14 protein-coding genes are annotated in these 12,482 nt (G+C 58.1%); 6 read left to right on the top strand and 8 right to left on the bottom strand.

The annotated features are described in order from the left end of the window. The first annotated feature begins 168 nt into the window (after positions 1–168). Genes TG4357_RS12605 through TG4357_RS12595 form a run of 3 tightly spaced genes read left to right on the top strand, consistent with a single transcriptional unit; the run spans position 169 to position 2,587 of the window. Complete coding sequence (locus TG4357_RS12605) at positions 169–813, top strand: DUF6778 family protein (protein ID WP_058263257.1); 645 nt, start codon at positions 169–171, stop codon at positions 811–813. A 38-nt stretch (positions 814–851) separates the two neighbouring features. Next, positions 852–2,048, top strand: coding sequence for an RSP_2647 family RNA methyltransferase (locus tag TG4357_RS12600; RefSeq protein ID WP_058263256.1), 1,197 nt, complete (start codon positions 852–854; stop codon positions 2,046–2,048). Further along, positions 2,045–2,587, top strand: a complete 543-nt coding sequence (locus TG4357_RS12595; RefSeq protein ID WP_058263255.1) for an RSP_2648 family PIN domain-containing protein — start codon at positions 2,045–2,047, stop codon at positions 2,585–2,587. The genes TG4357_RS12600 and TG4357_RS12595 overlap by 4 nt, the downstream gene beginning before the upstream one ends. A 35-nt stretch (positions 2,588–2,622) precedes the next feature. On the opposite strand, the gene TG4357_RS12590 is transcribed toward TG4357_RS12595, so the two are convergent. The 5 genes from TG4357_RS12590 to TG4357_RS12570 form a co-directional block, all read right to left on the bottom strand. Further along, positions 2,623–3,309, bottom strand: a complete 687-nt coding sequence (locus tag TG4357_RS12590; RefSeq protein ID WP_058263254.1) for a M48 family metallopeptidase — start codon at positions 3,307–3,309, stop codon at positions 2,623–2,625. A gap of 78 nt (positions 3,310–3,387) precedes the next feature. Next, positions 3,388–4,572, bottom strand: a complete 1,185-nt coding sequence (locus tag TG4357_RS12585; RefSeq protein WP_058263253.1) for a vWA domain-containing protein — start codon at positions 4,570–4,572, stop codon at positions 3,388–3,390. A 4-nt stretch (positions 4,573–4,576) separates the two neighbouring features. Continuing rightward, positions 4,577–4,744 (bottom strand): hypothetical protein, encoded by a 168-nt coding sequence (locus TG4357_RS19715; protein ID WP_058263252.1) that lies wholly within the window; start codon positions 4,742–4,744, stop codon positions 4,577–4,579. Continuing rightward, positions 4,741–6,120 carry a DUF2927 domain-containing protein gene (locus tag TG4357_RS12575; protein WP_058263251.1) on the bottom strand — a complete coding sequence of 460 codons (1,380 nt, stop codon included), beginning with the start codon at positions 6,118–6,120 and terminating at the stop codon, positions 4,741–4,743. Before TG4357_RS12575 ends, TG4357_RS19715 begins: the two co-directional genes overlap by 4 nt. 237 nt (positions 6,121–6,357) lie before the next feature. Beyond that, a complete protein-coding gene (locus TG4357_RS12570) occupies positions 6,358–7,197 on the bottom strand; it encodes an AAA family ATPase (protein ID WP_058263250.1) in 840 nt (279 codons plus the stop codon). 180 nt (positions 7,198–7,377) lie between these two features. On the opposite strand from TG4357_RS12570, the gene dksA reads away from it, so the two are divergent. Continuing rightward, entirely contained in the window at positions 7,378–7,800 is a 423-nt protein-coding gene (gene dksA / locus TG4357_RS12565; protein ID WP_058263490.1) for an RNA polymerase-binding protein DksA, read from the top strand. A gap of 86 nt (positions 7,801–7,886) precedes the next feature. Further along, on the top strand, positions 7,887–9,056 hold the full coding sequence (locus TG4357_RS12560) for an FAD-dependent oxidoreductase (protein ID WP_058263249.1): 1,170 nt from the start codon (positions 7,887–7,889) through the stop codon (positions 9,054–9,056). Positions 9,057–9,112: 56 nt separating this feature from the next. Here TG4357_RS12560 and xth read toward each other — a convergent pair whose 3' ends face one another. From xth to TG4357_RS12550, 3 genes are all read right to left on the bottom strand, one after another. Further along, a complete protein-coding gene (xth, locus tag TG4357_RS12555) occupies positions 9,113–9,922 on the bottom strand; it encodes an exodeoxyribonuclease III (RefSeq protein ID WP_058263248.1) in 810 nt (269 codons plus the stop codon). 154 nt (positions 9,923–10,076) lie between these two features. Beyond that, entirely contained in the window at positions 10,077–10,787 is a 711-nt protein-coding gene (locus TG4357_RS19325) for a hypothetical protein (protein ID WP_139193608.1), read from the bottom strand. 93 nt (positions 10,788–10,880) lie between these two features. Further along, positions 10,881–11,204, bottom strand: coding sequence for a HesB/IscA family protein (locus tag TG4357_RS12550; protein WP_058263247.1), 324 nt, complete (start codon positions 11,202–11,204; stop codon positions 10,881–10,883). Between the two features lie 82 nt (positions 11,205–11,286). Between TG4357_RS12550 and TG4357_RS12545 the strand changes: the two genes are divergently transcribed. Then, positions 11,287–12,474: a deoxyguanosinetriphosphate triphosphohydrolase gene (locus TG4357_RS12545; RefSeq protein ID WP_058263246.1), complete on the top strand. Its 1,188-nt coding sequence runs from the start codon at positions 11,287–11,289 to the stop codon at positions 12,472–12,474. Positions 12,475–12,482: the final 8 nt, after the last annotated feature.

Below are 12,482 nucleotides of genomic sequence, written 5' to 3'. Positions count from 1 at the left end.
AAAGACACCAAAGGTTGCACGGTCTAGTTGGCACATTGGGGGACAACCCGGAAATGCCGCTGAATGATCCCGGTTCTGCACCAAACTTGCCTAAAATCCGCCTGAATTCGACAGGAAAGTGAAAACCATACCGAATTGGCCTGGGGACTGGCCTAAGGAGATGGAAAAATGAATATCATTCGTACCGGACTACTGTTGGCGATCGGACTTGGCCTGTCGGCTTGTTCGTCGATTGACACCGCATCGCGGAACATTCCACTGGAAATGCCCCAAATGACAGCGGCTGCACCCGTCGTGGCAGTGGCTGACTACTCAGTCAAAGTATCGCGGTCGCTACGTGCATCCGAAGCAAACATGTATTACCCGATGGGCGATATCGTCTGGCGCGGTGATCCGATGGGGGATCGTCATGCTCAGATCGCCCAGATTTTTCAAGACAGCCTGACCCGGGTGCAGATTAATAACGAAGACGGTGCTTTGCCGGTGGTGGTCGATATCGACCTGATCCGTTTCCACGCGCTGACCGAAAAGACCCGCTATACGATCGGTGGCGTGCATTCGATCAATTTCAACATGACAGTCCGCAACCCCATCACTGGCGATGTGATTGTGCCGACTCACGAAGTCAAAGCCGACCTGCGCGGTTACGGCGGGTCCAGAGCAATGGCGGCGGAACAGCAGGGCCTGACCCAGAAGGTCCGGATCACCCAGCATCTTGCCAATGTGATCGCACAAGAACTGGCCGCGCCGGGGTCCGCGCCGCAGGGTGTAACCGAAATGGTGGCCGGTCTGGAAACCCAGCCACAAGGCTAGGTCTTCCCCAACCGAAAAAACAAGGATAAGAGGGCGCTATGACAGCGCCCTCTTATCCCGTTATTCGCCTCAGACCCAAAGCCAATGCCCGCGCCATCCGGCACGGCTTCCCTTGGGTTTATGAAAATGAACTTGTCACCGACCGCCGTACCCGGCAACTCGATCCCGGTACCATCGCGGTGTTGGAAGACACAGACCGGCAACCGCTGGGGCTGGTGGCGTTCAATGCCAATTCGCGGATCATCTGCCGGATGCTCGACCGCGATCCCGCCGCGACAATCGATCACGATTGGTTTGCCACACGTCTAACCAAGGCTTTGTCGCTGCGCGAACGTCTGTTCGACGCACCGTTCTACCGTCTGATCCATGCCGAAGCTGACGGATTGCCTGGGGTCGTGATCGACCGCTTCGGCACACATGCGGTGGTGCAACCCAATGCCGCTTGGGCCGACGCGACGTTCGACATGCTTTCCGATGCGCTGATGGCTGTCACTGGCGTCACCACGGTGATCAAGAACGCCTCCGGCCGTGCCCGGCAATTGGAAGGCTTGGATAACGAAACCCGGATTGCCCGGGGCTCCGCCCCCGAGGCACCGATCCCGGTGCCGATGAACGGAGCCACCTATATGGCCGATCTGACCGAAGGTCAGAAAACCGGTTTGTTCTTCGATCAACGCCCCAATCATGCCTTCGCGGCGCGGCTGTCGCAAGGCGCGCGGGTTTTGGACGTGTTCAGCCATGTCGGGGGATTTTCCTTGGCCGCACTGGCCGGTGGCGCGGCCAGCGCTCTTGCCGTGGACGGGTCTGAACCGGCGCTGACTTTGGCCGGGGCCGGGGCAGATGCGATGGGCGTGGTTGACAGGTTTGCCACCCGCAAGGGCGACGCCTTTGATGTTCTGACCGCTTTGGGTGAAGAGGGCGAAAAATTCGACGTGGTGATCTGCGATCCGCCCGCCTTTGCGCCGTCGAAACAGGCGTTGGAGGCAGGTCTGCGCGCTTATGAACGTATTGCGCGTCTGGCTGCCCTGCTGGTGGCCGAAGACGGGTATCTGGTTCTGTGCTCGTGTTCTCACGCTGCCGATCTGGCCAAATTCCGCGGTGCCTGTACCCGTGGCATTGGTCGTGCCGGTCGACAGGCGCAATTGATCCATACCGGTTTTGCTGGCGCCGACCATCCGCTGATGCCGCAACTCGCCGAGAGCGGTTATCTCAAGTCGCTGTTCTTCCGGCTGTGAAGGTTCTGCTCGACACCTGCGTGATCTACCCGACGGTGATGCGCGAAGTGCTGTTGGGCGTGGCGCGGGCAGGGGGGTTTACGCCGCTGTGGTCAGCCCGCATATTGGAAGAATGGGCCCGCGCGGCGCGCAAGCTGGGGCCACAGGGTGAACCGCAGGCGCGCGGCGAAATTGCGATGTTACAGGCCAATTGGCCCAAGGCCGAAGTCACTTGGAAACCGTCGCTGGAAGACCGGCTTTGGTTGCCCGATGCCGCCGATGCCCATGTTCTGGCGGCGGCCATTGCGGGGAGCGCCGATCTGATCCTGACCTTGAACGCCAAGGATTTTCCGCGCCATATTCTGGCCGAAGAAGGTCTGACACGACAAGATCCGGACGGGTTTCTGCACGGTATCTGGCAGGCGCACCCCGATCTGGTGGCCTCGGTGGTGGACAAGGTGCGGGCCGAAGCCGAACGGCTTTCGGGCGAACCATGGCAGGTCAGGGCGCTGATGAAAAAGGCAAAGCTGCCGCGCCTGGGCAAAGCGTTATCGGAGTGACAATCTGAGTTGGCAATGGGCATTGGGACGGTGCCCTAGCCCCGCTGCCAGCGTTGTTCCAGCTTTTCGATCGCCTTGATCCGTTCCGGTGTCTTCGGATGGCTTAACAACCACGCCGGTGCGGCCCCTGCATTGGATTGGGTCAGCGCTTCCAGCTTGCGAAACAGGTCTTTCTGCGCACCGGTGCCGATCCCGGCCTTGGTCAGCAGGGCGGCGGCATATTCATCCGCCTCGTATTCATCCGACCGTGACAGCCGCGCGGCCAGCAGCCGGGTCAACGCGGTGGCCAGATACCCGCCGATCCCCGGCAGCAGCCGTGACAAGACCATCGCCATCGCGGTGCGCAACGCATTCTGGCCCGAAAAATCGATCATCCGTCGCCGTGAATGGCCCAAGGCAACATGGCCCAGCTCGTGGGCAATGACGCTGGCCATTTCTTCGGCCGTCACCGCACCCTGTTTGAATTTGTTGTAAAAGCCCCGTGTGATGAAAATTCGCCCGTCCGGGGCGGCCAATCCGTTTACTGGGGCAATTTCATACAAAAACACCCGGACGCGCGGCAGTTCCAGCGCGGCGGCCAACTGATCCGTAACCTGTTTCAACGCGGGATCGGCCAGTTCGGTCGATTGCGCATCCAGTTCTCTCGCCGTACGCCAGGCGGAAAAGCGGTACATCGCAATGCCATAGAGGATGGCCAGAAGGATCGGAGTGAAACGCAACATGGTTTAGATATGGGGTCAGTCAGGCGAAAGGGCAAGCGTCAGGAAACCGCCAGGCCCAGCGTGGAATTCTAAGCGCGTTCAGCGTGTCAGTTCCTTCATGCCGCGTTCAATACCTTCCAACGTCATCGGCACCATGCTGCCTTTGAAAATGTCGGAAATCATCTTGATCGACTGGGTGTAATTCCAGTATTTTTCCGGTACCGGGTTGATCCAGATATGCGAAGGCCATTGTTCGCGCGCGCGTTGCAGCCAAGTTTCCCCGGTTTCGGCGTTCCAATGTTCGTTCGCACCGCCCGGATAAGCGATTTCATAGGGCGACATCGACGCATCGCCGACGAAAATGCATTTGTAATCGGACCCGTAAGTATGCAGCACATCCCATGTCTGCATCTGTTTGTCCCAGCGGCGGCGGTTGTCCTTCCACACCCCTTCGTAGAGGCAGTTGTGGAAGTAAAAATGCTCCATATGCTTGAATTCGGACTTGGCCGCCGAAAACAGTTCTTCCAACACCTTGATATGCGGATCCATCGATCCACCAACGTCGAGAAACAGCAAGACCTTGACCGCATTGCGCCGTTCGGGCCGGGTTTTCACATCGAGATAGCCATGTTCGGCCGTGGCCCGGATCGTATTGTCGAGGTCGAGTTCCTCATGGGCGCCATCCCGCGCCCAGCGGCGCAGCCGTTTCAGCGCCACCTTGATATTGCGTGTGCCCAATTCCACGTCACCGTCGAGGTTCTTGAACTCGCGCTTGTCCCAGACCTTGGTCGCGCGCTGGTGACGGCTTTCTTTCTGGCCGATCCGTACGCCTTCGGGATTGTAACCATACGCCCCAAAGGGCGAGGTGCCGGCGGTGCCGACCCATTTATTGCCGCCCTGATGGCGTCCCTTTTGTTCCTCAAGCCGTTTCTTCAGCGTTTCCATCAGCTTGTCGAAGCCGCCCATGGCCTCTATTTCGGCTTTTTCTTCTGCGCTGAGATGCTTTTCGGCCAGTTTTTCCAGCCAGTCGGCAGGAATGTCGACCGCATCCATGACATCGCCCAACTGGATATTTTCCAGCCCTTGAAAGGTCGCCGAAAAGGCGCGGTCGAATTTGTCGAGATTGCGTTCGTCTTTCACCATCGCCACGCGGGCAAGGTAATAAAACCCGTCCACATCATAGGTGACCAACCCCGACTTCATTCCTTCGAGAAAGCTGAGATATTCGCGCAAGGAAACCGGAATACCGCCTTTTCTCAGGTTTTCGAAGAAGGGCAAAAACATGGGGTCAGACCGCAGAGCGATGAATGAAAATGGTGATGAACAGGCCGATTATCATGAAGAAAATGGCGTAACCGACCGCATATTGCAGAATATCGAGTCCCTTGCCGCTGCGCCGTTTGGCCAGAACGACCCCAAAAATCGCGCCCAGAACCGCCCCCACAATTACGATCATATTTGCCCGTCTCTCCGTTTCAGCGGACTTAGCGCGGCAATTTCCCGCAACTTGGCCCGAACCGCCCAATCAGCCCCGAACCCGTAACGCGCCCAGCCCAGACTGTCCAGCCTGACCAGACGTGCCTCGGTGCTGCGTCCCAGCAGATCAAGAGCCTCGGCACGCAGCAAAAGCAGGGTCGACAGTAGCGCGGCATTTTCATGCTGGGCCGCGACGTTCAAATGGGGATCGATGATGTCCAGCGCCGCCTGACCGCGTCCTTCGCTAATCGCATAAGCCGCCAATTGCTGCGCCACCTGGGCGCTGTGCAGCTTGGCTCCGGGTTGCTGGTCATAGAATTTTTGCGCTGTCCGGAAATGCGACAGCGCCATATCAGCATCGTAATTCTGGGTCAGCCGACCCAGGGCATAATGAGAAAAGGCGCGGCGATGATCGGTCCATCCAGCGGCGCGGGCGATGCCAAGCGCACGTTGCGCCGCGGCCCGGCGGGCGACGGCATTGCTGCCGGGCCCCAAGGCGGCTTGAATCGCGTCAATCCAGCTGCGCGGGGTGGCGGGCAGGTATCGCGGCGACTGCCGCGCCCCGGCCGGATTCATCTGTGCCAGAATACTGGGCAACCGTGCCGCGACTTCATCCCGGTGCAAACCGGACTGCAATTGTGGGGAATAGAATGCCCGCAAGATCAGCATGTCATAGCCCGTCAGCACCGTATGCACATTGTCATCGTTGAACACGCTGTCAGGCAGGCGGTACAGATCGTTGAGCGGCCCAAGCGCCTGGGCCAGTTCTTCGTGCAGACAATCGCGCAATTCCTGCGGTGGCGCATCTGCGGGTACAAAGATCGCCAATCGGTCGCGTTTGGTCAAACGGCTCCAGTCGGTGCGCTGCGACCGGCGGGCTGCGGAATATTCCGCCAGACTCGATACATTCGGCACCACGAAACAAGCCGCTTGCGGCAATTGTTTGCGAATCTGGGCATGACTGACCGCTTCGATGGTGATCGACGCGTTTTGTGACTGGGTTCTTTGGATGTCGATCCCGGCTTCGGTCCGCAGTCGGATCAGAAGCTTGTTGAGATCGATATTCAGGCTGATCGGCGCCTTGCCGGTAACCCGCAGCGTGATCGGGCCTTCGAACCGGGTCAGGACCGGTAATTCCCGTCCAGATTCCAAGCGGAAGGCCAGATCCAGAAAATCCCGCGCGATATCCGCATTCGACGCCTTCGGCGCATCGGGGCGCGGGGTGGCAAAGGTTTTCATCGGTGGCAGCAGCGGGTCGGACGTGGTCGAGGCGCGGGTCGGCATTTCGCTTGGCGCAACCGACATGCAGGCGCTCAGAAGGAATCCCAGCGGCAACAAAAATCGTGATCTGATCATCGTCTGGTGCCCCCGGCGCAGAAAAATAAGAAACTCATGAATACCATACTTTTGACGTTCCAAATGACAAAATGCCCCATAGTTGCGTCAGTATTTCGACGGGCAAACCGGAATGTCCAAGGGCTAGCGCTGGAATGGGGCGGGAATGTGTCCTTTACAACGCGGGGTTGGAAATAGATTGTTAACCAAGGCGGCACAATGGCTTCACATTGCGCCACCTGTGGTTTCGTCGGCTGATTAACCCTGACTGCGTGCCATGAAGGCCAGCCGTTCGAACAGATGTACATCCTGTTCGTTTTTCAACAGCGCCCCGTGCAGCTTTGGTAGCGCGTTAGCCCCGTCACGGCGCAGATCCTCAGGGGTCAGATCTTCGGCCAGCAGCAGTTTCAGCCAATCCAGTACTTCCGACGTCGACGGTTTCTTTTTCAACCCGCTCATGTCGCGGATTTCATAAAACTGGGTCAATGCCGTGGTCAGCAGCTGTTCTTTAATGCCTGGATGATGCACTTCGACGATCTTCTTCATCGTGTCGGTGTCTGGGAACCGGATATAGTGGAAAAAGCAGCGGCGCAGGAATGCGTCGGGCAGTTCTTTTTCATTGTTCGAGGTGATGATGATGATCGGTCGGTGCCGTGCTTGAATCGTTTCGCCGGTTTCATAAACATGAAATTCCATCTTATCGAGTTCCTGCAACAGATCGTTGGGGAATTCGATGTCGGCCTTGTCGATCTCATCGATCAGCAGAACGACCTTTTCATCCGAATCGAAGGCCTGCCAAAGCTTGCCCTGCTTGATGTAGTTTTTCACATCATGGACGCGTTCATCGCCCAACTGACTGTCGCGCAACCGGCTGACGGCGTCGTATTCATACAGGCCCTGCTGGGCCTTGGTCGTCGACTTGATGTTCCACTCGATCATCTTCAGCCCCAGCGCGCCGGCCACCTGTTTGGCCAGTTCGGTCTTGCCGGTGCCCGGTTCGCCCTTGACCAGCAAGGGCCGTTCCAGTGTGACCGCCGCATTGACCGCAACAGTCAAATCGTCGGTTGCCACATAGGCGTCAGTGCCTTGAAATTTCATCCGCTCTTACCTCATCCATCTCGTTTTCGCGTTACAGTATCGCGAAGTTAAACCACTCGCAATCTGTGGCGTTAAAGGTAGTGACAATCACCATACGTTGAGATAGATGAGCGCCGGGAGGACGCCATTATGTCAAAGGATACTGGCTTGACAGATCATGGCCTTGATGAAGGAAAAGAGATGAAGGCAGAAACCTTTATTTCCGATGATTACCGTCCGGCGGAAGGTGAACCTTTCATGAACGAGAAGCAGCTGGAATATTTCCGGCGCAAGCTTCTGGCTTGGAAAGCAGAAATCCTGGATGACAGCCGCGACACGATCGAAGGACTGCAGGAAACAACACGCAATATTCCTGATGTGGCCGACCGGGCCAGCGAAGAAACCGATCGCGCATTGGAATTGCGCACCCGCGACAGACAGCGCAAACTGGTTTCCAAGATCGACGCGGCCCTGCGCCGCATCGAAGAAGGCGAATACGGTTATTGCGAAGTCACCGGCGAACCGATCAGCCTGAAACGGCTGGATGCACGTCCGATCGCCACGATGAGCCTGGAAGCCCAGGAACGTCACGAACGGCGTGAAAAAGTGCATCGCGACGACTGATCGGGTCATGTGCCGCGTAAAAGAATAAGACGTCGGGGCCCCGGTCCCGGCGTTTTTCGTATCAGCAGCAGGAGGTGAACCGGCGAATGAGCGTGATTGGGCTGAACATTCTGGTAATCGGCGGTGGGATCGGCGGGCTTGCCGTGGCGCGTGCATTGGCCTTGCGCGGTGGCTCGGTCACCTTGCTGGAACAGGCCGAAGCGATCGCCGAAGTCGGGGCCGGGTTGCAGATAAGCCCGAATGGCTTTGCCGTGCTCGATGCTCTCGGACTGGGGCAGGATTTGGTGCGAGGCTCTGTGCGCGCCAATGCGGTCAGCCTGCGCGATTACCGGAGATCCGAAGTTCTGCGCCTCGATCTGGGTCGGTTGGAAAACCGCAATTACTATTTCACCCATCGCGCTGACCTGATTGAAATTCTGGCGCATGGGGCTCGCGAAGCCGGGGTGCGCATCCGGCTGCTGCACAAAGTGGATCGTGTCGATCCGGGTGATCGCCCGCGTGTCCATACCGCGAACGGCGCGGTGATCGAAGCTGACGTGGTGATTGGCGCTGACGGGTTGCATTCGTGCCTGCGTCCGGCGCTGAACGGCGATGCCAGCCCACGTTTCACCGGTCAGGTCGCTTGGCGCACCATCATCCCCAATGACGCAAACCGCCCGCCCGAAGCATGGGTTCATATGGGGCCGGGGCGCCATATGGTCAGCTATCCGTTGCGCGGAGGGTCGGCCCTGAACCTTGTTGCAGTGCAGGAACGTCACGCATGGGTCGACGAAGGCTGGAGCCACCAAGACAGCCCCGATACGCTGCGCGCCACCTTCGCCGATTTCGGTCCGGAGGTGCAGAAAATGTTGGCCCGGGTCGAAACCGTACATTTGTGGGGTCTGTTCCGCCACCCCGTGGCCCGCCATTGGCAGGGCGGCAACTCTGCGCTGCTGGGTGACGCCGCCCATCCGACATTGCCTTTCCTGGCCCAAGGGGCTTGCATGGCGCTGGAAGACGCTTGGGCGCTGGCGGATGAATTAGACAATTCAGAAGACACTGCCAGCGGGCTCGCGGCCTATCAGGCCCGCCGCGCCGCCCGCGCCAGCAGGGTGATCAATGCCGCTACCGGCAATGCTTGGAAATACCACCTACGCTCCGCTCCGGTGCGGTTCGCCGCCCATACGGCGCTGAAGGTCGGCGGTGCGCTGGCCCCCTCGGCCATGCTGCATCAGTTTGACTGGATCTATAACCACGATGAAACCGCAGCGGCTTGATCGCGGAACTCTATTTCTTCTTGGTAGAAGTGCTCCCCCGCAGAGAAAAACTCTGTTCAGGCGTCCAGCTCGACCCAGACCGGTACGTGATCGGACGGTTTTTCACGACCGCGAATTTCCTTGTCAATCCGGCAGTCGCGTAAAAGATCGGCGCATTGTGGGCTAAGCAGGAAATGATCGATGCGAATGCCATCATCGCGATTCCAGCTTCCGGCCTGGTAATCCCAGAACGAATATTGCCCCGGCCCCTGCACCCGGGCGCGGAAGGCTTCGGTAAAGCCCAAGTTGAGGATCCGGCGAAACGCCGCGCGGCTTTCGGGCCGGAACAAGGCGTCTTCAATCCAGGCTTCGGGCCGACGCGCATCCTCCGCCTGCGGGATGATATTGTAGTCGCCCGCCATCAGACAGGGCATTTCTTCGGCCAGCAGGTCCTGCGCACGGGCATATAACCGGTCCATCCAGCGCAGTTTGAAATCGTATTTTCCACCCGGCAACGGGCTGCCGTCGTCCTGCAATTCCACCGGGTTGCCGTTGGGCAGGTAGAGCCCGCAGAGGCGGATCGCCTGCTTGTCGCCCACCACCGTCGCTTCGATCCAGCGCGCCTGTTCGTCGCTGTCGTCGCCCGGCAATCCGCGCCGGACGTCCTCCAGCGGCAGTTTCGACAGGATCGCCACGCCGTTGAAACTTTTCTGGCCGTGGGTTTCGACGTTGTATCCCTTGTCCTCGAAAATCTCGCGCGGAAACGCCTCGTCGACCGACTTGATTTCCTGCAACAGCGCCACGTCGGGCTGGGCTTCGTCCAGCCAATCGCTCAGCGCGTTCACCCGCGCCTTGATCCCGTTGATGTTGAACGTTGCGATCTTCATAGCCGGCCTCCTTCTGCCCCGCCTCTATGCCCGCAAGCGGGCAGCGGGTGCAAGCGGTGAGGCGGGATTTAGAGGGCGCAAGTGCGCCGGGCTGTCCATCCGACGTGGCTAGCGTGTTCAGCAACCGGACTGAACGCGCATAGACCGATTTGGACTAGATGAATTGCCATATCCGAGTCCGTGGAATTTTCAACACCCCGAAGACATCGCCGAACTCATGAACCAGTCTCTTTGTGTCATCATCAAGAAACCGGTCAACTGAAATTACATAAACTGTGAAATGCCTATATTCTTCTGAAATATCACATCTTAAACTGTTAAAATGGGACCGGTAATGTAGGTCGCCGCGATGATTTTCCAGTGCGCTACAAGGATGATCAAATGTTTCGCGAAACCCCTTCATTACCTGACTGGGCGTTTCAGCATCGAAGGCAATTTCCATACAGTTCTGGGATGGCTTCACCAGTTCGTTTAGAGCACCACAATACCTTCTTTTTTCATAGGGCAATCGCCACCACCTGCATTCATGCTGGCTTGGGACGGCAGAGCCAAGTCGATAGCCGTTTGGATTTGCGCAAACAGGAAGCCCTTGGCGTTCCAGCTCAAGCTCGGCGACTTGAATTAAAGCTGCCTGCGGTGAAGGCTGTTGCCATAACGTATTGAATGCCACGATGACTGCTCCGTAGGTCATCGGGATTACCAATAGAATTAGATAGGCAATACGCCGCAAGGTAATCAAAATTCTGTCTCCTGGTGGCGCACGTGGCCGGTAGGAAGGTTGGGTCACCCCGATTGAGGTATGCAAATGCGGTTTGGGGCTGTGTGAAAAATTTTTACGGCTGAAGTCGCTTTCCAGAATTTGCACAAGGCCCCAAATTGGGCCTGCTGGCCAGCAAGTCCCTTGGCTACTTGGTGATATTCCAGGTTGATTAAATTGTTGGGGCGAAGCCAGCCAAGGTCACATCGAAAACGACGTGCCGCAGCCGCAGGAGGCGGTGGCGTTGGGATTGTCGATCACGAAACGCGCCCCGATCAGTTCTTCGCTGAAATCGATCGTGGCACCGGTCAGGAACGGCAACGAGACGCTGTCGACCACAACCTTTTCTCCTGCCCCTTCCAGCACCAGATCACCATCGCCGGGTGCATCCAGCTTGATATCGTACTGAAACCCGGAACAACCGCCGCCTTCTACCGCGACGCGCAACGCCTGACCTTGGTCAGCGGCGCCGATTTCTGCCAGCCGGGCAAAGGCGCGGCTGGTAACAGTCGGGGGAAGCTGCATTGTTGGGGCTCCTAATGGTTTCGTCTTCGGTCTATATAGAATATATGGGGGGCGAGGACAGGCGACAAGGACCAGTTGCGGCATGACAGCCCCCTATGCATCCGACCCACAGGCCAGCCGCGGGCGGCTTTATCCTGAAGAAGAAAGCGTATTCCGGTCGTGTTTTCAACGGGACCGTGACAGAATCATCCATGCCAGCAGCTTCCGGCGGCTGAAACACAAGACCCAAGTTTTTATCGAACACGAGGGCGATTATTTTCGCACCCGCCTGACCCATTCCATCGAAGTGGCGCAGGTGGCCCGCACCATCGCCGGGACTTTGGGGCTGAATCAGGAACTGACCGAAGCGGTCGCACTGGCGCATGATCTGGGTCACACCCCCTTTGGCCATACTGGCGAAGACGCCTTGTCGGCCCTGATGGCCCCCTATGGTGGTTTTGACCACAATGCGCAGGCGATCCGCATCGTGACCGCACTGGAACGGCATTACGCCGAATGGGACGGGCTGAACCTGACCTGGGAAACGCTGGAAGGGATCGCCAAACATAACGGCCCCGTCATCGGTGAGACTCCTTGGGCTTTGGCGCAATGCAATGCCCAGATCGATCTGGAACTGCACACCCATGCCAGCGCCGAAGCACAGGTCGCCGCGCTGTCCGATGATATCGCCTATAACAATCACGACCTGCATGACGGGCTCAGGGCCGAGCTGTTTTCGACCGACGAATTGGCCGAAATGCCGCTGCTGGATCAATGTTTCGCCGAGGTGGACGACAAATATCCCGGGTTGAATTACTACCGCCGTCGGCACGAAGCGTTGCGGCGGTTTTTTGGGGTTCTGGTTGAAGATGTCATCGCGGTGTCGCGTCGCAATCTGGACGATCTGAAACCTGGATCAGTGCATGATATCCGTCACGCCGGAAAAATGATGGTGCAGTTTTCGCCAGATCTCTGGGCCAAGCTAAAGGTGATCCGGGAATTTCTGTTTCACCGAATGTATCGCGCCCCCGAAGTGGTCGAGATCCGCAGCTATGTCACCGACCTGATCGAAGAATTATTTCCGATGTTCATGGCGCGGCCGAACCTGATGCCAAAACAATGGCGCAAGTCGGTGGCGGAAGCCGAGGACGAAACTGCGTTGGCACGTATCGTGTCCGATTACATCGCCGGAATGACGGACCGCTATGCCTTGCAGGAATATGAACGATTGACCGGCAAACCGGCGATTCCGGCCGGGCGCCGGGCCACGCCGGTCCAGCGCGGCGGGTAAGGAGAAAC

The sequence above is a fragment of the Thalassovita gelatinovora genome, assembly GCF_001458355.1.
Classification (GTDB): domain Bacteria; phylum Pseudomonadota; class Alphaproteobacteria; order Rhodobacterales; family Rhodobacteraceae; genus Thalassobius; species Thalassobius gelatinovorus.
Note: the sequence above shows the minus strand (reverse complement) of the source record. Positions and strands in the feature narration are given on the sequence as shown.

Coding starts and splice junctions, on each gene's coding strand:
- TG4357_RS12575 (WP_058263251.1), bottom strand. CDS start 6,120: ATGATCAGATCACGATTTTTGTTGCCGCTGGGATTCCTTCTGAGCGCC.
- xth (WP_058263248.1), bottom strand. CDS start 9,922: ATGAAGATCGCAACGTTCAACATCAACGGGATCAAGGCGCGGGTGAAC.
- TG4357_RS12605 (WP_058263257.1), top strand. CDS start 169: ATGAATATCATTCGTACCGGACTACTGTTGGCGATCGGACTTGGCCTG.
- TG4357_RS12585 (WP_058263253.1), bottom strand. CDS start 4,572: ATGTTTTTGCCCTTCTTCGAAAACCTGAGAAAAGGCGGTATTCCGGTT.
- TG4357_RS12600 (WP_058263256.1), top strand. CDS start 852: ATGACAGCGCCCTCTTATCCCGTTATTCGCCTCAGACCCAAAGCCAAT.
- TG4357_RS12590 (WP_058263254.1), bottom strand. CDS start 3,309: ATGTTGCGTTTCACTCCGATCCTTCTGGCCATCCTCTATGGCATTGCG.
- TG4357_RS12545 (WP_058263246.1), top strand. CDS start 11,287: ATGACAGCCCCCTATGCATCCGACCCACAGGCCAGCCGCGGGCGGCTT.
- dksA (WP_058263490.1), top strand. CDS start 7,378: ATGAAGGCAGAAACCTTTATTTCCGATGATTACCGTCCGGCGGAAGGT.
- TG4357_RS19715 (WP_058263252.1), bottom strand. CDS start 4,744: ATGATCGTAATTGTGGGGGCGGTTCTGGGCGCGATTTTTGGGGTCGTT.
- TG4357_RS12550 (WP_058263247.1), bottom strand. CDS start 11,204: ATGCAGCTTCCCCCGACTGTTACCAGCCGCGCCTTTGCCCGGCTGGCA.
- TG4357_RS12560 (WP_058263249.1), top strand. CDS start 7,887: ATGAGCGTGATTGGGCTGAACATTCTGGTAATCGGCGGTGGGATCGGC.
- TG4357_RS12570 (WP_058263250.1), bottom strand. CDS start 7,197: ATGAAATTTCAAGGCACTGACGCCTATGTGGCAACCGACGATTTGACT.